This is a genomic window from Hymenobacter aerilatus, assembly GCF_022921095.1.
Classification (GTDB): domain Bacteria; phylum Bacteroidota; class Bacteroidia; order Cytophagales; family Hymenobacteraceae; genus Hymenobacter; species Hymenobacter aerilatus.
Genome location: NZ_CP095053.1, coordinates 2,428,940 through 2,448,399, shown reverse-complemented (window position 1 = coordinate 2,448,399; position 19,460 = coordinate 2,428,940). Strand labels below are relative to the sequence as shown.

At 58.8% G+C, this 19,460-nt stretch carries 17 protein-coding genes; 8 read left to right on the top strand and 9 right to left on the bottom strand.

Annotated elements, in window-relative coordinates; all coding sequences use genetic code 11:
- The first annotated feature begins 19 nt into the window (after positions 1-19).
- Positions 20-952: a glycosyltransferase family 2 protein gene (locus tag MUN82_RS10480; RefSeq protein ID WP_245097309.1), complete on the top strand. Its 933-nt coding sequence runs from the start codon at positions 20-22 to the stop codon at positions 950-952.
- Positions 953-985: 33 nt separating this feature from the next.
- On the opposite strand, the gene MUN82_RS10475 is transcribed toward MUN82_RS10480, so the two are convergent.
- The gene (locus MUN82_RS10475) at positions 986-1,876 is read right to left on the bottom strand and encodes a DUF6565 domain-containing protein (RefSeq protein WP_245097307.1); all 891 of its coding nucleotides are present in this window, start codon (positions 1,874-1,876) and stop codon (positions 986-988) included.
- Positions 1,877-2,022: 146 nt separating this feature from the next.
- Here MUN82_RS10475 and MUN82_RS10470 point away from each other — a divergent pair, with 146 nt between their 5' ends.
- The 4 genes from MUN82_RS10470 to MUN82_RS10455 all read left to right on the top strand — a co-directional run bounded on the left by MUN82_RS10470 (position 2,023) and on the right by MUN82_RS10455 (position 6,408).
- The gene (locus MUN82_RS10470; protein ID WP_245097305.1) at positions 2,023-3,171 is read left to right on the top strand and encodes a DegT/DnrJ/EryC1/StrS family aminotransferase; all 1,149 of its coding nucleotides are present in this window, start codon (positions 2,023-2,025) and stop codon (positions 3,169-3,171) included.
- A 447-nt stretch (positions 3,172-3,618) separates the two neighbouring features.
- Positions 3,619-4,425, top strand: a complete 807-nt coding sequence (locus tag MUN82_RS10465) for a M48 family metalloprotease (protein WP_245097303.1) — start codon at positions 3,619-3,621, stop codon at positions 4,423-4,425.
- A 149-nt stretch (positions 4,426-4,574) separates the two neighbouring features.
- Positions 4,575-5,603, top strand: a complete 1,029-nt coding sequence (locus tag MUN82_RS10460) for a Gfo/Idh/MocA family protein (protein WP_245097301.1) — start codon at positions 4,575-4,577, stop codon at positions 5,601-5,603.
- 64 nt (positions 5,604-5,667) lie between these two features.
- Positions 5,668-6,408, top strand: coding sequence for an EcsC family protein (locus MUN82_RS10455; protein WP_245097300.1), 741 nt, complete (start codon positions 5,668-5,670; stop codon positions 6,406-6,408).
- Here MUN82_RS10455 and MUN82_RS10450 read toward each other — a convergent pair.
- A complete protein-coding gene (locus tag MUN82_RS10450) occupies positions 6,405-6,590 on the bottom strand; it encodes a hypothetical protein (protein WP_245097298.1) in 186 nt (61 codons plus the stop codon). The two genes, MUN82_RS10455 and MUN82_RS10450, sit on opposite strands and share 4 nt — an antisense overlap.
- Positions 6,591-6,893: 303 nt before the next feature.
- Between MUN82_RS10450 and MUN82_RS10445 the strand changes: the two genes are divergently transcribed.
- Entirely contained in the window at positions 6,894-7,358 is a 465-nt protein-coding gene (locus MUN82_RS10445; protein ID WP_245097296.1) for a hypothetical protein, read from the top strand.
- A gap of 131 nt (positions 7,359-7,489) precedes the next feature.
- Here MUN82_RS10445 and rpiA read toward each other — a convergent pair whose 3' ends face one another.
- The 5 genes from rpiA to MUN82_RS10420 all read right to left on the bottom strand — a co-directional run bounded on the left by rpiA (position 7,490) and on the right by MUN82_RS10420 (position 14,982).
- Positions 7,490-8,239 carry a ribose-5-phosphate isomerase RpiA gene (gene rpiA / locus MUN82_RS10440; RefSeq protein ID WP_245097295.1) on the bottom strand — a complete coding sequence of 250 codons (750 nt, stop codon included), beginning with the start codon at positions 8,237-8,239 and terminating at the stop codon, positions 7,490-7,492.
- 167 nt (positions 8,240-8,406) lie between these two features.
- On the bottom strand, positions 8,407-9,876 hold the full coding sequence (locus tag MUN82_RS10435; protein WP_245097294.1) for a lipopolysaccharide biosynthesis protein: 1,470 nt from the start codon (positions 9,874-9,876) through the stop codon (positions 8,407-8,409).
- Between the two features lie 107 nt (positions 9,877-9,983).
- Entirely contained in the window at positions 9,984-11,435 is a 1,452-nt protein-coding gene (locus tag MUN82_RS10430; protein ID WP_245097292.1) for a DUF7033 domain-containing protein, read from the bottom strand.
- A 161-nt stretch (positions 11,436-11,596) separates the two neighbouring features.
- Positions 11,597-14,236 carry an LpqB family beta-propeller domain-containing protein gene (locus MUN82_RS10425; RefSeq protein ID WP_245097290.1) on the bottom strand — a complete coding sequence of 880 codons (2,640 nt, stop codon included), beginning with the start codon at positions 14,234-14,236 and terminating at the stop codon, positions 11,597-11,599.
- Positions 14,140-14,982 carry a TolB-like translocation protein gene (locus tag MUN82_RS10420; protein ID WP_245097288.1) on the bottom strand — a complete coding sequence of 281 codons (843 nt, stop codon included), beginning with the start codon at positions 14,980-14,982 and terminating at the stop codon, positions 14,140-14,142. Before MUN82_RS10420 ends, MUN82_RS10425 begins: the two co-directional genes overlap by 97 nt.
- A 137-nt stretch (positions 14,983-15,119) precedes the next feature.
- Here MUN82_RS10420 and MUN82_RS10415 point away from each other — a divergent pair, with 137 nt between their 5' ends.
- Together MUN82_RS10415 and MUN82_RS10410 are read left to right on the top strand one after the other, a co-directional pair.
- A complete protein-coding gene (locus MUN82_RS10415) occupies positions 15,120-16,115 on the top strand; it encodes a phosphotransferase enzyme family protein (protein WP_245097286.1) in 996 nt (331 codons plus the stop codon).
- An 88-nt stretch (positions 16,116-16,203) separates the two neighbouring features.
- On the top strand, positions 16,204-16,920 hold the full coding sequence (locus MUN82_RS10410) for a DUF92 domain-containing protein (protein ID WP_245097285.1): 717 nt from the start codon (positions 16,204-16,206) through the stop codon (positions 16,918-16,920).
- On the opposite strand, the gene MUN82_RS10405 is transcribed toward MUN82_RS10410, so the two are convergent.
- Together MUN82_RS10405 and pseI are read right to left on the bottom strand one after the other, a co-directional pair.
- The gene (locus MUN82_RS10405; protein WP_245097283.1) at positions 16,921-18,228 is read right to left on the bottom strand and encodes a glycosyltransferase family protein; all 1,308 of its coding nucleotides are present in this window, start codon (positions 18,226-18,228) and stop codon (positions 16,921-16,923) included. It abuts the gene before it with no gap.
- A 173-nt stretch (positions 18,229-18,401) separates the two neighbouring features.
- On the bottom strand, positions 18,402-19,445 hold the full coding sequence (gene pseI / locus MUN82_RS10400; RefSeq protein WP_245097282.1) for a pseudaminic acid synthase: 1,044 nt from the start codon (positions 19,443-19,445) through the stop codon (positions 18,402-18,404).
- Positions 19,446-19,460 lie beyond the last annotated feature (15 nt).

Below are 19,460 nucleotides of genomic sequence, written 5' to 3'. Positions count from 1 at the left end.
CACACTTCTTACTTTCTGTTTGACGCCCGGGCTGTCTATTCTGATTCCGGTATACAACCGGGGTGTGGCACTGCTAGTGCAGCAGCTGCGCGCGCAGTTGTCCGATTGGGAAGGCCCCACGGAAATCTGCCTGCTGGACGACGCCTCGCAAACTGAATTTCAGCTAGAGAACCGTCCGCTGGCGCTGTTGCCCAATGTGCATTATGCCGAGCTGCCGCGCAATGTAGGTCGTGCCGCCATCCGAAACCAGCTAGCCGCCGCCGCCCGCTATGAGTGGCTGCTAATGCTCGACAACGACAGCTTACTACCCGATGCCCACTTTCTGGCTCGCTACGCTGCTGCTCGCACGCTGGCGCCGGTGGTGGTGGGTGGTATCACGTATGTTGGTAGTCCGCCCACTGAGCCCTCCTTACGCCTGCGCTGGCAGTATGCTCAGCAGCGCGAGGCCCTACCCGCCGCTCGCCGTCGCCAATTGCCCGCCTCCCAGCTCATGCTGAATAATCTGCTCATTCGGGCTGAGGTATTCCAGCGGTTTAGGTTTGATGAGACGCTGACCCGTTACGGTCACGAGGACAGCAAGCTGGGCTGGCAGCTGGCCCAAGCCGGCGTGCTGTTGCATCACCTCGACAACCCGGTGGTACACGACGGCCTAGACCCAGCGCCTGTGTTTCTACGCAAGTCGCGGGCGGCAGTGCATAATCTAGTGCTGCTCTACCGCAAGGAGGGGGTAGGGGCCGATAGCAAACTGATACGTACAGCGCTGCGCCTGAAACAACTGGGGCTGAGCAAGCTAGCCAGTGGCTTGCTCAGGCGCTTACGTCCTCATCTGCATGCCAACCTATGCTCAGCCACGCCCCGCTTGGCGTACTTCGATCTATTGAAGCTGTATTGGCTGCTACGGGAGTTAGCCAGGGTAGGAAAAAGAGCGCATAAAAAAGGGCCGCCTGCATAAGCAGGCGGCCCTTTTAACTAAATGCCAGGTAGATTATTCATTGTTTTTGTCTTTTCCATCAAACACGCCCTTCACAGCACCACCTACAGCTTTGCCCGCTTTAGCGGCTCCTTGACCAATGTCTTTGCCTACTTTGGCTGCGCCTTTCCCAATGTCCTTACCTGTTTCTTTGGCACCTTGTGCCACGTCTTCAGCTGTGTTGGCTACTGCATTAGCACCTTGCTCCGCGCGAATCTTGGTTTTATCTACTGACTTAAAGGCCGCATACTTACCTTTTTCCTCAGCAATCTGACGTTTGTCAGCTGACGAAATCTGGTCTTTGATTTGGTCGTACCGGGCGTCCATGGCGCGCCAGTCGGCGTTGATGTTGTTCCAGTCGTCTATGTCATAGCTAGACTTGTTGCGGTCTACCATGTTCACGAAAGCATTGTACTTTTCCCGCGCGTTCTGTGGGGTCATTACGGCAATTTCCGAAGAGATGGGCTTGTAGAATTTACCCATTTTAACGGTTGTACCGTCGGCGGGTACCGTGGCAGTGCCGTCGGCCGCTACGGCGGGGCGGCTGGTCCAGGTAGCAGTACGGGCATCTGAGGCCGTGGTGTAGCGGCTGCGTAGCTGGTCGAGTTCCTGCTTGCGCTGGTCGTCGTAACTGTCGGCGTAGCGGTCTACAGCGGCTACCTTGGCGTCGTAATCGGCTTTCAATTGGGCCGTTTCGCGCTCGTAATCGGCTTCGGTTTCGTTGGCTACGTCTTTGGCTTTCATCTCCGTTTCGTCAACGAAGCTTTTGAAGTCATTGTAGGCTTGGTCGCTTTCCTGCGACACTTCTTTCTGCTGATTTTCGGTGCAGCTTACCTGCGTGAACGTGAGGCCGCCCAACAGTAGGCTGGCGGCAAGAGCAGAGGCGGAGAAAGTTCTTTTTAGCATGGGAGTGAGGGTTGCGGCGTAAGGCTTGGTAGGGCCCTAAACCAGATGGGATTAGCTATTTTTAACGCCGATAGAGCGGCCAGGGTTGCGCGTAAGCTAAACCGTAAGCGTAGCGGGGCTAGCTGATCCTCACTAACTTGCTACTTATGTTTCCAATTCACTTCGTGGACCTTGCGGGCCAGCACGCCCCGCTGCAACCGGCCTTGCTCGCCGCATGCCAGCAAGTGCTAGCAGCGGGCGATTTTATCCAAGGAGCTGAGGTAGCTGCCTTTGCCCACGAGCTGAGTCAGGAGCTAGCCGGCGCCGTGGTAGTGCCCTGCGCCAACGGCACCGACGCCCTACAGCTAGCCCTGATGAGCCTGCAACTGCTACCAGGCACGGAGGTGATTGTGCCAGCCTTCACCTACGTGGCCACCCTGGAGGCCGCCGCCGTGCTGGGCCTACGCCCAGTGGTGGCCGACGTGCTACCCGATACATGTATGTTGGACCCGGCGGCCGTAGCAGCAGCCCTCACGCCCCAAACAGGCGCCATCGTGGCGGTGCATCTGTTTGGGCAGTGCGCCAATCTGGAAGCTTTGCAGGCACTGGCCGACCAACATGCGGTAGCCTTGGTAGAAGACAACGCCCAGGCCCTAGGCGCACGGTATACCTTCGGAAACGGACAGGTGCGGCCGGCTGGCACGGTGGGGGAGGTAGGGACCACATCGTTTTTCCCTAGCAAAAACCTTGGCGGCTTCGGCGATGGAGGCGCGTTATTTACCTACGATGCGGCGCGGGCCGAGCGGCTGCGGCAGCTGGCCAACCACGGCCAGACGCAGAAGTACCACCATCAGCACATCGGCCTCAACTCCCGCCTCGACACCCTGCAAGCGGCACTGTTGCGCGTGAAGCTGCCCTACCTTGCTGCCTGGACTGCCGCCCGTCAGCGCATCGCGGCCCGCTACGATGCGCTCTTGGAGGGCATAGCAAGCGTGAAGCTGCCCGCTCGTGACCCGCAGAGCACGCACACGTTTCATCAGTACGTTATTACCCTACCCGCCGAAACTCGCCGTGACCAACTGCAGGCCTACCTCCACCAGCACGGCGTGCCTACGGTGGTGTACTATCCGCTACCGGTGCACCAGCAGCCGGCGTATGCTTACCTGGGCTACCAGCTGGGGCAGTTTCCGGTGGCTGAGCAGCTCTGCCGCACGGTGCTAGCCCTACCCGTGCACCCTACCCTAACAGACGAGCAGGTAAGCTATATCGCCCAAACGATACGACTAGGGTTACTTGTTGAGGAATTGCCGGATTAAGCATAAAAATGATCCGGCAATCGTGGTGGCGCTATCAGTAAGGAATTCTTCTGCTAGGCACGTTGGCGGCATTGATGACGGCAATACTATGGCTGTGTGTACTCTATAATCGAGTTTTAGCAAGTGCGTCGCGCAGCAGCGAGCCTCGTTGCGACATGAGTTTAGTAATGGTTATGGTGGCATTACTGCTCATTCCGTGTGCGCTACCTTTTCTGAGTTGGCAGATAGCACTGGTACGGCGACGCATGGCCGGAAAACCGATAACAGTCTGGGGGTAGTGGCTTTTTTAGGCAGTTTGTTACCGATTTTCTACCTGGGCTATATCGTGCTGGCAATGTGAGATGTGGTGAAGACGAGGTGTAAGTAGAACGATTTGAGTGGAGCTGGCACCATTTTTTCTTTGCTTCGTACTACTCATCTGTCTTTATTCCTCTTTTCTACTTCAGTATGCGCCGCTCTTTTCTTAAGCTCTGGTTGCCCCTCTCTATCATTTCAGCAGTAGCCGTGGCCGCTGTCAATCAGCCTAAGCAGGGCTTTATTCTGTTGCCCGTACAGCAGGACATTGCGCTAGGTGCCCAGGTTGCCCAGCAAACCGATTCTACCTACCGCGCCAAAGGCCAGCTGCTGGAACGCAGTAAAAACAAGCGTGCCTACCAGTTGCTGGATGGCGTAGTGAACCGGGTACTCGACAACGGCAACCTTAAGTACCGCAAGCAGTTTCCGTGGGATGTGCAGATCATCAAAGACGACGCCACGCAGAACGCCTTTGCTACCCCCGGCGGCCACATCTACGTATTTTCAGGGTTGATTAAATTCCTGGACAACGAAAACCAGTTAGCGGGCGTGCTGGGCCACGAAATTGCACACGCCGACCGTCGTCACAGCATTCAGCAATTGCAGCAGCAGTTCGGTATCAGCTTGCTATCCAATATTTTGTTAGGCAAAAATCCAGGTCAGCTGGCACAGATTGCCGCTGGTTTGGGGCAATTGCGCTTTAGCCGGGGCTTCGAGACGGAGGCCGATAAGTATTCTACCATCTACCTCAACGGCACGCGCTACTACTCTTGCGATGGGGCGGCGGGTTTTTTCATCAAAGCCGAGAAGCAAGGCGGCGGCAGTACACCCGAATTTTTGAGCACGCACCCCAACCCTGGCTCGCGCATCACCAATATTCAGAAAGAAGCCCAGAAGCTCGGCTGTACGGGCAAAAACGTGAGCAACAGCAACTTCCTGGAACTGCAAAAAATACTCTAAGCAGCCGTTGCGCAGGATAGGTGTCTGGCATCAGCATAACTGAGACCGTTGCACCCGTTGCCAATACTACTAGAGATACAGAGCCGCAGGCTGCAAAACCTCGTGTTTTTTTGCAGCTTGCGGCTCTTTCGTTTCTTTTCCGAACCTCGTTGGCTGAATCTCTTGCCGCCGTCCGCTTCGCTGTGTGTGGGGTGGGGCACATCGGCCGCCGCCACGCGGCGTTGGTTGCTCGCCAAGCCGGCGCACAACTGGTAGCGCTTATTGACACCGATCCGGCAATAGCGGCTTCTTTGGCGGCTGAGTTTCCCGACGTGCCGTTTTTTATGTCATTGGCTGCCTATCTGGCGGCTGGTCCAGCTGCTGATGTGTTAACTGTGGCCACTCCCAACCATCTGCACGCGCCGCAGGCCTTGGCTGGTTTGCACCATGGGCTGCACGTGGTAATAGAAAAGCCGCTGGCCCTGCGCGCCGCCGATGCCCAGGCCGTGGTAGACGCCGCCGCCAGGGTAGGGCGTCTGGCCTTTGGGGTGATGCAGAATCGCTACTCGCCCCCAGCCCGCTGGCTGAAGCAAATCTATGAGGAAGGCCGCCTTGGGCAGATATACCTAGTGCAAATCAATTGCTTCTGGAACCGCGATGCCCGCTACTACCGGCCGGGCAGCTGGCGTGGCACGCACATGCAGGACGGCGGCACGCTATTCACGCAGTTCAGCCACTTCATCGACCTGCTGTACTGGGTGTTCGGTGACATCACCAACATAACGGCTCGTTTCTATGATTTCAACCATCAGAAAATCACGGAGTTTGAGGATTCAGGACTGGTGACGTTTGAGTTGGTGCGCGGCGGTGCTGGTACGTTGCAGTACAGCACGGCCGTGTGGGACCAGAACCTGGAAAGCTCCCTGACGGTGGTAGCCGAGCACGGTAGCCTGCGCCTGGGTGGGCAGTACCTAGACCAGGTAGTCTCCTGCCACCTGCGCGATTACCAGCTACCCGTACTACCCCCCACCAACCCGGCCAATCAGTATGGCGCCTACCAGGGCAGCGCCGCCAATCATGTGCACGTGATTGAAGATATAGTGCAGGCAGTGCGGCATCCGACTGATGCCGTGACCAATGCTTCGGACGGTGTAAAGGTGGTCGAGATGATAGAGCGTATCTATCGGTTGCGAGGATAAGACGCCTCCAACGAACCACAACACGTATACAGCCCGAGAAATAGCAACGCAAGGCGGTATAACGATGACTTCCTACGAACAGCAAGCCTACGCCGAGCTGCAAGCGTGGCAGAAACGGATGCAACGGCCGCCCTCTTGGCTAAACCGGCTAACATATCGTGTGCAAACCCGGCTGAACGGCCTGCTGCCCGAGCGCGTGCACCAGGTCGTGACGGCTACCATTAAGCACATGGTGCGCGGCGTGCTGGTCGGCTCTTCCTACATCACGCGTCGCCCGTTGCTGGCTGCGTCTTTGGAGGAGCGGGAAGCGCAGGTAGACAGGCGCATTCGGTACTATCGCCGCGCCGCTACCGTGGAGGGCGCAGCCACGGGCGCGGGCGGGTTCCTGCTGGGCCTAGCCGATTTTCCGTTGCTGTTGGGTATTAAACTGAAGCTGTTGTTTGATATAGCGGCGCTATACGGGCACGACGTGCGCGCCTACCCCGAGCGGCTCTACCTGCTCTATATTTTTCAGCTCACGTTTTCCAGCCAGCACACGCGCAACGCCGTGTATCAGCGGCTGGCTAACTGGGAGGCGTACGCCAAAACACTGCCTCCCACAGCAGCTGAGTTCGACTGGCGCACCTTTCAGCAGGAGTACCGGGACTATATTGATCTGGCCAAGCTAGCGCAGCTGCTCCCGGTGGTAGGGGCAGCTGTGGGCGCGGTGGCCAACTACCAGCTTCTGGAGCAGCTAGGCCGTACAGCCCGCCAGTGCTACCGGCTGCGCTGGCTACAAAGTCCAGAAAAGCTACTAGCTGATTAGTGCAGGCACGGTCCAGCCAGCACGTCGGCTTCGATCTGGTCGAGAAGGCACTGGTACACAGCGGCTACTGTGCTGGGCCAGCCCGGGCGTCCTGCCAGTTGTTGCGCCTGCTGACGCAGGATGGCTTCTAAATAAATTTCTGGCTGAAACAGGTTTTGTACGGTTGATATATGCTGCGCCACGGGAATGCTTTTTCTGAGGCGTATACTTACGAAGGGAGTTTGTCTACGGATTTATAATTGGTATAAAATTTTGTTGTTTGTATCGGAATGAATCAAAAACGGAGGTGCTAATCAAAAGGGATAAAAGCACATACGGCTTGTTTTATTCTGATAAATAGTCGCCTTATTATGTTTCAATAGCTAGTTGTGTTGGATTAAAGGCCTATCTTTTGCTTTGCCTCTAAAAAGCGAGTGTGGCAAAATCGTCCTAAACCGTATGGCCGCCCTCTGCACCACTGCTCTTCCTACCCCTAACGTCACTCTATGCATCTACAGCTACTCGCTACTACACCAGTCTTATCTGTTTTTCATGATGCTAAGAATGACTGGCTATACCTGGATTGGCAAGGCAACCTGACCCTCTGTTTGGTGCAGGAGAGTTGCGCAGCCGTAGCGCAGTGTTTCCGCCAGAAAAGCTACGCACGCGTGCTCAACGACAATACCAGCGTCACTGGTTTGTCGCCGGAGGTGGCATCGTGGTTGGCAACGGAGTGCTTGCCACGTATGAAGCTGTCACCCATCGAATACCTGGCCTGGACGTACCCGCCTACCATCGATACGCAGTCCTGGATTAATATTGCGCTGTATCAGATAGATGGGCCAGTGGTGGTAATGTTCGACGATGTAGAGTCGGCGTATGCCTGGCTGCGCGAGGTGAAATTTCGATTTCCCAAAATGCTCGCTGCGCAACGTTCCTATCCGGAGCTCTCGAGAAAGATGTGCAGTTAGCCGGAGGGTGCTCTACAACTGCTATACATACCGCTGCAAAGCAACAAGCAGCTTGCCATAACAAAGCCGCCCGGCCTTGCGGTCGGTGGCGTGTGAGGGTACAAGGCAGCCCGCTTCGGCGGACTTATTTTCTAACGCGGAAAGTCGGTATACGCCGCTACCGGCATGGGGGCCATGCCGGCTTGCAACACCTGTACCTGCTCGCCGTGGGCTACCAGCGCAGCGTTGGCCAGACCCAAAAACAACCCGTGCTCTACCAGTCCCGGAATAGTTTTCAATTGCGTGGCAAGTTGTGCCGGATCGTTAATCTGCCCGAAATGGCAGTCAACCAGTAAGTTGCCCTGATCGGAAAGCACCTGCTGCGCGGCATCCGTCTTGCTGACGCGTACTACGGGGTTGGCGCCCAGCTCGGCCACCGCATCCATCACCCAGGGTAGGGCAAACGGTACCACCTCCAGGGGCAGCGGAAACTTGCCCAACTGCGGCACCGCCTTCGACGAATCGGCCACAATCAGAAGATAGTTGGAGGCCGTAGCCAGCACTTTTTCGCGTAGCAGCGCCCCGCCGCCGCCTTTAATGAGGCGCAAATGCGAGTCCAGCTCATCGGCACCATCTACAGTCAGATCAAAGCGCATGCCGCGCTGAGGAGGTACCATGGGGATGCCTACCTCGCGGGCCAGCGCGTCGCTAGCTTCGGAAGTAGCTGTGGCCTGCACGCGCAGGTGTCCGGTGCGTACTGCCTCACCTAATGCCCGAATGAACGGCGCCGCCGTGCTACCCGTACCTAGGCCTACCAGCATGCCGTCGCGCACCCAGCGCAACGCAGCGGTGGCGGCGGCTTGTTTCTCTAGTTCTTGCGGGGTAGGCGTGGTAGCAGACATGAGCAGCTGATGAGGTGAAAGGGTAGGGCGAAGGTAGTAAGTGCCCATCCGAATAAGAAACGAACGGGACAGAAGAACATCATTTCAAGCCTGAGAGCGAGTAATTCTAGAGCCGAATACTACTGGGAGACTGGAAGCGACGAGGGCTGCAAAGCCACACTGCCCACTTAGCGGCCGCGTAGCTTGCGCAGCCATGGTTGAGCCTCCGGCACCAGCCCAAACGTTAGGAGCAACCCCCCATAGAGCCCCGTAAGCACCGCAGAACGCAGCAGCATGGACACAAGGTAGGAGTGCACAAACGGCACCAGCCAGGCAGCTGTGCCAGCCACGGCGGCCGCCAGCAGCACGCCCGCAATGCGCCACGTAAAGGGGTGCATCTGGTAGCTGTGCCACACAAACCACGTGCGGGCCAGGTTGATGCTCGCCAGCGCCAGCAGCGCCGCCAGCGCCGCACCCGTCAGACCAAACCGCGGAATCAACAGCAGATTCAAGCCGACCGTGGCAAGAGCCAGCGACGCGTTGAAAATCAAATCGTAGCGGTAGCGTGGGGAGGTGACGACAATTAAGCCATTCAGGCCCGTAATGCTGTCGAATAAGCGGCCTGCCAGCAGCAGCAGCACCGCTACCGTGCCCGCCGCGTAGGCTGGCCGGTGAATCAGATGGTAGATAAAATCCAGGTTCAGGCCGATGCCCAGTGCCAGCCAGCAGCCCAGCACCGTGAGCAAGCGCGTGGTGCGGCGGTAGAAATCGGCCATGCGGGGCAGGTCCTGGTCTTTCCAATAGTCAGCCAGCAAGGGAAAGGCAATCTTGTTGAGCGCCCGCGAGGGAATAACCAGCGCAATGCTGATGTTGCTGGCAATGGCGTAGATACCCGCCGCCGCCAGGCTTTCCTTGGAGCCCAGCATCAACGCATCAATGGTAGTAATAACGGTGCCGGAAATGTTGGACAGCAGGGCAAATGCCCCAAAGCTCAGCAACTCGCGCACGGGCCGCACCCGTAGCACTGCCCGCGTGGGGCGCAAATGCAGCTCTCCGATGTAGGCTAGGTAGGCCGCTAGCAGTAGGGTAAGGCCACTATTCACACCCAGGTAGGCCAGCACGAACTGTGGAAAGGTGAGGTAGCCCATCCCAAACAACAACGCTACGCCCGCAATCAACACGCGTAGCAGCACTTCCTGCAAAAACGACGAGAAGGCCGTGTGATACAACCCCTTCAGGTAGGCATCCTGCAAGGAATAAAGCAGCGTGAACAGGGCCAGTACGGCTATCCAGGGGTAATAGGCAGCTATGGCAGCTTGTTCGGTATAAAGGCTGAGTAGCAGCGGCTTGCCCAGAAAGAATAACGCCGTCATCAACCCAAAACCCAGCAATGGCACCCCCAGCAAGAGCGGCAAAAAGCCGTGGTGACGCCGCTCGGCGTCGCGGAAGTAGGGGAAGAATCGGATGCCCGCGCTGGCAAACCCAAAGGCCGAGAGCTGCGCGTAGATGGTAGCAATGCTCACCAGCACCTGCGTGAGGCCCAGCTGCCCCGGCTCCAGAAACCGTGGCAGCAGAAACGTAGTGTTCACGAACCCCAGCCCCAGCCCGAAGTAGGAAATGATAGTATTACGCAGCCCCTGCCGCCGAACGATACCCAAAGCGGTGAAATGGTGAAATGGTGAAATGGTGACTTCGGCGTTCGGATGATGCTGATAGTAGTAGTTAGGTTGATTGTTTTGCTAGCATCGGCAAAACATCAAACGCACTATTTCTTCATTTCACTACTCACCTCTGTACCCGTTAGAAACGCGGCATTCCGGCTGCGAAGGTAGCGCATCAGGTCGTGGAACTGGCGCGGGCCGTTGTAGGTGTTGGCTGGGTCGAAGTTCTGGTTGTGCCACAGCACCGTGCATACACCACCAAACATCTCGATTTCCAGAAGCATCGGGAGCAGTGCAGGTAGGACCTCGTCGGGGGCCAGCTGGAGGTAGCGCGGGTGGTGGAGCGTGGTGTCCATCACGTTGAGCGGAATTTCGAGGAAGCGAGATGTTTGAATGGAATTTTTAGAGTTTAGTGTCGTATAATCATGAGGTTGCGAACCCACCGAAAAAAGTTTGATTTGCGGTGGGTCATGCTCGAAAGAATCGGCGGTAAAATTAAAAGGGTAGAAGGGTAGGCAATACGAATTACGAAAACCAAAATGCTCGGCGAAACCCAGCGTCGAATCATAATCGAAATTGTATGTGCTGAGAAACGTAGGGGTGATACGAGGTTCCCAGCTTAGATAATGAAAGCGAATGGCGCCTGTCCGCGGTGGTAATTGCTGCCAGTCGAGGCTCAACCGGCCGGCGTGGGTAGCAGTGCCGAGGCTGGCATGCAGTCCAATTTCTGCATTGTGCAGCCGGGCAGCTAGTCGTGGCCAGATGCGAGGTAGACGATAGTCGGCGTTGGGAGTGCCGTCGGGAGCTTTACGGTGTTCGGTGAGGAAGAAAAATGTGCTTTTGGCTCCATACGATGCCACGGCTTGCTGCACTTCTTCCAGGTTATTCCAGGCGTCTTTCTGGGTAAAGTGCCGCCACAGCTGCCGCCCGAAACCCAACCAATCGCGGCGCTGCAAAGCGGCTTTGGCAGGCGCTTTCCAGGCGCTATACAGGTTGTCGACATCGTGGGTGATGCAGGCAGCGAAGGGGGCACCACTCCAACGGCGCGGAGGAACGGAATGGCCCGTGACATGCTCTACAGCTATTTTCAGCACGTCGAAGTAGTAATTGACCACAGGTATTGTCACGAAGTCGTACTGCTTCTGCACGCTGGCTGCGTAGGGAAAGCGGCCGTGCAGGTCACGCTCCTCAGAGTAGTATTCCTGCCAGCCGCTGAGCAGATAGAAGGCCGCCGAAATAATATCCGCGTGAATAACGGCGCGGCCATCGGGCAGTAGCTCGAGTAATGGCTTTTCGGGATGTGGGTCGAAGAAAAAAGGAATCTGCCGACCCAACCACTTGCGGTAGTTGGGCGCGATAGGGTAGGGTTGTTGCTGCTCGAAGAAGCCATTAGACGCCTCTTGTACTACAAGTTGCGGATGAGTGCCTGCGTAGCCAATCCGAATATCTGGCAGCGTAGGGTAAGCCATGCGCAGGTGCCGCAGTACATAGGCGATGCGCGCCTCATCAGAGGTAGGAACTGCGTAAGAAAGTGGCCAGGTGGGCGCAGTAGGCATCAGGTAAATGTATTAGAAACCAATCTTTCACCTCAAGTACGCCTGTCATCTTGAGCTTGCGAAGGACCTTCTCATGGCAGAACGACAAACGTTTTAACGACTCGTTCTGCGGGCATAAGGTCCTTCGCAAGCTCAGGATGACAAACGCTTTTAACACAATCTCACTGCCCGCCCGTGCTACCCGTCTTACTACCTAACTGCTCCAGCAGCTCTTTTACGGCTGTATCCAGCTGCACATCGCGGCCGGTGTAGCTCTCGCCGATGGGACGCTTCACGGCTACGTCTACGGGGCGCGGGTTCATCTCCATAATTTGGCCGTCGCGGGCGGCGCGGATGGTGGTGTTGGGTAGGCGCAGGCTGGAGCCGTCGAGCAACGACACGTTGTAGGTGAAGATGATCCAGCCGCCGGTCGGCTCACCTACCACTTTGCCCAACTTTAGGGCACGGTAGCCCTCGCTAAAGTCTTCAGCATCAGATAAGGAGTGCTGGTTGGTGACCAGAATGGTAGGCTGCTCCACGGTGCGCTGACCCAGGGAGGCGCGGGCCGGCATGGGGCCATCCTGGTCGCGGCGCGTCATGGTGAGGTAGCTGCGGCGCGTCAGAACGTCTATGGCATACACGTTCACGAAGCCGCCGTTGTTGTTGCGCACGTCCACCACCACGCCGTCGCGGCCCAGGTTTTCGGTGTCCAGGTCAAGGTAGAGTTGTGCCAGGGAGTTGGCCGACATATCGTACATGTGCACGTAGCCCAGCCGCCCGCCGCTGACTTTGTCCACGTAGGCGCGGCGCTCCTCCACCCACTGCCGGTAAGCGAGGCCCTTCTCGGTGTCGCGGCTGAGTGGGCGCACCACCACTTCGCGGGTAGCCGCGCGGGCTGGCGCAACGGTAGCCTTTTGCTTCTTGCCGCGCTTACCCGAGGTAGTGAGGGTAGGGGTAGCCGCACCCGCCAAGCGCAATGTCACGCGGCGGTTTACCTTGTATTGCAGCAGGTCTTCCAGATTAGTGGTGGCAGTAATCGGCACACCGTCAACGGCTTCCAGTATCTCGCCGGGGCGAATGCCGGCCAAGGCACCCGCGCTGAGGGGTAGGACTTCCGTCACACGCAAGCGGCCGTGCTGCTCATACTCTGCTGCATCGAAGTGCAGGCCCAGCCGGCCGGTGGCGGGCGCAATGCCGCTGCTACCCGAGCCGCCGGGGTTCAGGCCCAGGTGGGAGGCATTCAGCTCGCCAATCATCAGGTTGGTGAGGCGGCGGGCCTCATCGGGCGTTTCGGCGCCGGCAATGAGCGGGGCGTAGCGGGCGCGCTCGGCGGTCCAGTCCACCCCGTTGAACTTGGCATCAGCAAAGTGGTCGTGCAGGTAGCTCCACGCCTGATCGAACACGGCCAGCTTTTCCTGATCGAAATCCACTTCCATTTCGGCCGACACGGCCAGGGGCTGCGCCTTGCCGCCGGCTTCCACAGGCACTACCTGAATTTTGCCTTGGTCGAGGTAGTAGATCTTCTTGCTGTCGGGCGAAAACTGCGCCTCACGCTTGCTGCCGGTGGTAGAGGTCAGCTGCCGGGCCACGCTGCCTTCCTTGCCCAGCTCATCCAGCGAGTATAGGTAGAGGTTCGACTGATTAGCCGCGTAGCCCGTGACCACTAGCCACTTGCCGTCGGGGCTGATGCGGTGGGCGCCTACGTTCAGGCCAATAGGTAGCAAGCTTAAGCGCCGCCGAATATCCGTGAAATTGATGCTGACAGGGCCTTTCAGCGGGCTGGTTTTGGCTTTGCCCTTGGTGCCGGTCGAGTCGAGCAGAGCAGCCGTAGCGGCTCTGTCAGGGCCAGCGGGAGCAGCTGGCTTCAGGGTAGGGGCCGTGTTTTTGTCGGTGGGGGTAGGGACGGACGGCGCCGGGTCACGGAACAAGTCGCGGAACTGGTCCTCGCGGAAGCGCGGGGTGCGCAGTTGCAAATCGATGCGGGCAATCTGTGCATCCTCAGTGCGCTGACCCGTGTCGAACAGGATATACTTACCATCGGGACTCCACGACACAGCCGTGCTGTTGGCATTCGCCACAAAGCTCACCGGCCGGGCCTCGCCGCCCGCTGCCGGCACTACCGATACGTTGGTGAAGCGCCTACCCCGGTTCGGCATGAAGGCCAGCCACTTGCCATCAGGCGACCAGGTGAAGGATCGGTCGGCATGCAGGGGCGGCCGGTCGAAGCTGGCGGAGGCTATTACCTTTTCCTTTTTGGTGGTGAGGTCGAGTACGCGCAATTCCTTGGCGTCGTGCTCATAGGCTAGCTGGCGGCCATCGGGTGAGAGGCGCGGGGCGGCATCGTTGGCGGGGGCGCTGGTGAGGGCGGTTTCCTGGCCGGTGCCGATGTCGTAGCGATACACGTGGGCCGTACCGTTTCGCTCGCCCACGTACACCAGCCCGCGGCTATCGGGCAACCACGACACATCCGACTCGGCTCCGGGTGTGGTGGTGATGCGGACCGCCTCGCCACCCTCGGCCGCTGATGCGGCAAATACTTCACCATGAATGATAAACGCTACCTTCTTGCCATCAGGCGAGAGGGCCAGCTCCTGCAAGCGGTCCGTGAAGCGCTGGCGCTCCACCACGTTGCCCGCCGGTGCGCCCCGTCGCCGGATGTTCACCTCGCGCACCTGCCCGTTACGGGTGTCCATCGACCAAATTTTGAAGTCGCGCTCAAATACAATCAGTTGACCATCAACAGAAATAGTCGGCCACAGCACCCTTCCTTCCTTGAAGCTGGTGAGGGGGTAGGATTGCTGCCGTTGGCGTCCATCCGCCAAATGTTTTCGGCCCCGTTGCGGTCCGATACGAAAAACAGCTGCTGCCCGCCGGCTGCCCACATAGGCCACAGGTCCTTGGCACCGCCCTGCGTGAGGGCCGTGTAAGTAGGCGTGCCATTTTGCTCACGTCGTAGCCAGATTTCGGCCTCGTCTAAGTGGCTGTGGCCGTGCCGCCACCATTGGCGATCGGCAATGCCGCGGGCTGCGAAGGCCAGGGTAGTACCGTCGGGCGAGGGAGCCGCAAAGAACTCGTTGGCGTAGTGGTCGGCACTTACCGGCATAGGCGTGCCGCCGGTGAGGCGCACCCGGTAAATGTCGTTCATGGAGGCAATGTCGTGGCTGGTGGAGGAGAAGTAGAGCCACTTGCCATCGGCCGACCACGCATCCAACTGCTCCGGGGCGTCGTCGAACGTCAGGCGGCGCAGGGCGCCGGTGGCGAGCGTGAGCACGTACACGTCGCCGTTGCCGGTGCGGGTGGAGGTGAAAGCCAGTTGGGTGCCATCTGGCGAGTAGAGCGGCCGCCCCTCGGTGGCCGGGTGGGCCACCAGCAGACGAGCCTCGCCACCGGCTACCGGCACCGTCCAGATGTCGCCACCCGACACGAAGGCCAGCTCCTGGTGGTCCGGTGATACGGCCGGCTCAGCGTAAGCCGACTGCGGCTGTGGAGTTTGGGCTAACAGGGGTAGGGTAGGAAGCAGGAAAGCGGCCGCAGTCAGGCCCAAGCGAGAAAGTAGGTGTGATGTCATAGGAGCGCAGCTAAGAAAGCAAACTACGCATCACCGACGCAAGTAGGAGGGGTAGGGCTGCTTTTTTTACTGCGTGCCGACTATTGATTGGTCGGATACTGCATTTTTGCGGCTGTATTTTCTGCAAACTACCGCTTATGAGCCTTTTCCCTACTCAGTATTCTACCCTGTCTGCCGCAGCCTTACGTCCATACATTGAGCAGGCATATGGTTTCACGGGCCTGACGTGCCGGTACCTGCTACGCGGCGTTAGCGACACGTACGTGCTAGAGGGCGCCGCCGCGAAGTACATCCTGAAGATATACCGCGAGGCGCACCGCTCCCTGGACGAGATTCGGGGCGAAGTGGCCTTGCTGACGCAGTTACGCGACAACGGCGCCCGCGTAGCCGCACCGCTGGCCGATGCGGCGGGCGAATACGTGCAGCACTTCGCGGCGGCCGAGGGTGCCCGCCACGGCGTGCTGTTTGCCTATGCCGAAGGGAGCAACGTATATACCCTGAGCGACGCGCAGCTGCGTATGGTGGGCCGCGAAATGGCACGTGTGCACAATTGTACAGCTGGTCTGCAACTGCCCTACCCACGCTCCGTTTACAACGTAGCTACTACGCTCACCAGACCCTTGCAGGTGCTGGAACCGTCATTCAAAGCCTACCCCGAAGGCCTGGCCTACCTTCGCGAACTGGCAGCCACTGCGGAAAGTAAACTCGCCGAATTCGACCTCCACGCCTTCAGCTACGGCTATTGCCAGTACGATTTCCTGCCCAAAAACTTTCACTTCGACGCTCAGGATTCTCTCACGTTTTTCGACTTCGACTTCGCCGGACAGGGCTACCTGGTGAATGACGTGATGACCTTCTTCGTGCACTTCTTTCTGGACCGATACTACAAAGGGGTGCCACCGGCCGAAGCGGAGCGGGCGTTTGCGGTCTTTGTGGCCAGCTACCGCGAGGTACGCCCACTTTCCGAAGCGGAGCTGGCGGCCATTCCCTACCTCGGCGTCATGTTCTGGATTTTCTACCTGGGTTTCGCCGCCGAGAATTTCGATGATTGGTCTAATTTCTTCTTCACGCCCCGGTACATTCAAGAGCGCGTAGCTCTCATTAAGCAATGGGCGGAGTGGTACGGCGTGTAAGCACCTAGGGAGATTTGGATCTAGTGGCTAATATTGCTGCTTTTCAAAGCCGTGGCGCCGCCCACGCATATTTCTTACCCCAGTCAGCATGCTCCTACGACTTGGTATCGTTTTGTTTCTGCTTGGCGCCGGGATGCTCTACAGTGTGCGGGCCGGCAAGCTGACGCCCGCCGCTGCCCTTGTGGGCGGATTGCTGGGTGCCCTCATCTACCTGGGCGGCGGATTCGGCGGGTTGAGCATGCTGGCGGCATTTTTTGTGCTGGGCTCTGCGGCTTCGGGCTGGCAGCTGGCGGAAAAGCGCCGGTTGGGAGTAGCAGAGGAAAACAAAGGCCGGCGCACAGCTGGCCAGGTGGTGGCCAATGCCGGCGTGGCCGCCCTGGCTGGGGTGGGCACTTGGCTGTTTCCTACCCAGGCCACCACATTGCAACTGCTGCTGGCCGGGAGCTTCGCCGCCGCCACCGCCGATACCCTGGCCTCGGAGCTGGGCAACGTCTACGGCCGGCGCTACTACAACATTCTCACACTCCGGCCCGATACCCGCGGCCTGAATGGCGTAGTGAGCCTGGAAGGGACCTTGTGCGGGGTAGCGGGTAGCGCCCTCATCGCGGGGTTATACAGCCTGAGCTTCGGTTGGGGAAAGGAGTTTGGCTGGCTGGTGCTGGCCGGCACCATCGGCAACCTCACCGATTCGGTACTGGGTGCTACTCTGGAGCGGCAGCAGCGCCTGAGCAACAACGCGGTCAATTTCCTCAACACACTGGTGGGCGCACTGGTAGCGGGGCTGTGCTACTGGGCAGCTAGGTGATTATCCTTCCGAGCGCAGCGCGGAAGGATAATCACCCAACCACTCCCGCAACAAGCGCACGGCGCGTTGCTGACTGTGGCCTTCGTCGGGGGTGCCGAGGGTAGCGTTGTAGTAGGCCGCACGTTGGTATAAGTCTAGCGGCTTGTGTTGCTGATAGGTACGCAGCAACGCCCCCAGCTCGGGCAACGAATGGGCACGGGGCACTAGGCCGTGCGCTACGTAGCCATAGTAATCGTCGGTGCCGGCGTGGGTACCGAAGCGGTAGTAGATACTGGCTACGTTGAGCAGGATAGCCTCCAAGTGGGTAGAGGTGTCGGCGGCTACCAGGGCATCTTGCTGCTGCAAAAACTCGAAAACGCTTTCCTGGCGGGCATCTGAAACGCGCAGGGTAGGGTGTTGCTGCCGCAACGAAGTGAAGTCGCGCTGGTCGCCGGGGTGGGGGCGAAAGGTGAAGCGAAGGGCAGGAAACTCGCGCAGCAAATACGTTACCGCCTCAAATACGGCAGGCGTTTCGTCGAGCAGGTTGATGGCGATGCCCACGCATTGCACGGTAGGCTGCTGATTTTTTTGAGCAAGAAACGCATCGGCTTTTGGCATGCCCACCAGGTCTACTCGGCCCCACACGGGGCCGCACTGGCGGTATTTGTCCAGCGCGTCCTGACCTTCAAGGAGGCTCAAATCAAAGCCGAGGGGTGGAAAGCTGGTGCTCACGCTGGCGTGCTGCACGTAGGCCGTGGGGACGCCCTCGGCGCGGCAGGCCAGCAGCAGAGCGCGGGCGTCGTCGTTGTGGTCGTTGGCAAATATTACGGCGCGGGGGCGGTAGTGACGTAGCGCCCGGCGGTACACCTCGTAATAGCCAATAGCATTGAAAACCAAGTCGAAAAACCGCCACGCCAGCCGGCCTTCCGTTTTCCATAAGCCAAGCAGCGCCACTGGGAACTGCCCGTAGTAGAGCAGCTTTCGCCGCAACGAAAGCCGGTTTACCTGTTGGTTGTAGCGGCCAATCTGCTTGCTTTGCCCGGCCACGAGCACTGTGTCAGATAAAGATTCACGCAAAAAATGCAGGGCTTCGTAGTTGTTCTGACTTACCACATACAGCCACACCTTGCCATGTAAATCTTCCGCGTTGCGAATGGGTCGGAACACGTTGCCTACCAGCCGCACAGCCGCGTAGCCAGCCACTTTCGCCAGCCGCTTCCACGGACTATGCGGCGAAATACCTTCTAACGTGCGCGCTGGCAAGCCGGCAAACAGCGGCGAAAATCGCAGTTGCAGGATGTCGCGCAGGCGAAGGGTAGGGGAGGGCATCAGAAGTAGACTGAAACACAAAATAAGACCGTCATGCTGAGCTTGTCGAAGCATCTCGCGTGCAGCGGTACCCCCAATCGGTAGGGATTACTCACGGGCGAGATGCTTCGGCTGCGCTCAGCATGACAGGCAATAAACACGCGAGATTTCTATCTGCTGTCGAAAGGATGGCCTTACAGCATCTCCCACGTGAGGGCGGTGCCGGCGGCTAAGTTTTGCCGGGCGGGCTTGCCCAAAAGTTGGTCGTAGTAACGGGGGGGTAGGCCTAGGCCGGGGCGCACCACGCGCAGGTTATCGGGGGTGAAGACCTCGCCAGCGGCAATGTCCTGGGCTACGTAGAGGGAGCGTTTGTAGAGGCGTGATTTTTCCTCGGCGCGTTGCACGCCGTATTGTATTTGCCCCAGCGCCTGCCAGGCCCGCTCGGTTTCCGTCACCAGCGTGGCTACCTCTTCCGGCTCCAGCGAAAAGGCGGAGTCTACCCCGCCATCGGCGCGGCGCAGGGTCACGTGCTTTTCTACTACGCAGGCACCTAGCGCTACAGCCGCCACGGCCGCGCCTACCCCGGCCGTATGGTCAGAAAGGCCGATGGGCGAGGCCGGGAACAGCTGCGCCAGGTGCGGGATGGTGCGCAGATTGGTGTTGAGGGGCGTGGCGGGATAGGTGCTGGTGCACTTCAGCAGTACTAGCTCCCGGCAGCCGGCGGCGCGGAGCACCTGCTCGGCTTCGGCTACTTCGGCCAGGGTGCTGGCGCCGGTGCTCATAATCACGGGCTTGCCGGTGGCCGCCACGCGGCGCAGTAAGGGCCAGTCGATATTCTCGAAGGAAGCAATTTTGTAGGCCGGCACATCGAGCGTTTCCAGAAAATCTACGGCTGACTCGTCAAACGGCGAGCTGAACGCCAGCATGCCGTGCTGTTTAGCGCGCTCAAATAGCGGCTGGTGCCAGTCCCAGGGCGTGTATGCCTCCTGGTACAGCTCATGCAGTTCGCGGCCGTACCACAGGGAGTTGGGGTCGTCGATGCGGTAGGCGCCGGGTAGCGTCATGGTATCGGCGGTATAGGTTTGCAGCTTGATGGCGTGCGCGCCGGCCGCGGCCACGGCGTCTACAATAGCCAGGCCGCGCTCCAGGCTCTGGTTGTGGTTGCCGCTGAGTTCGGCAATGATAAACGGCGGGTGGTCGGGGCCGATGGCGCGGCCACCGAGGGTGATGGTAGGCATACTACAAAGTAACGA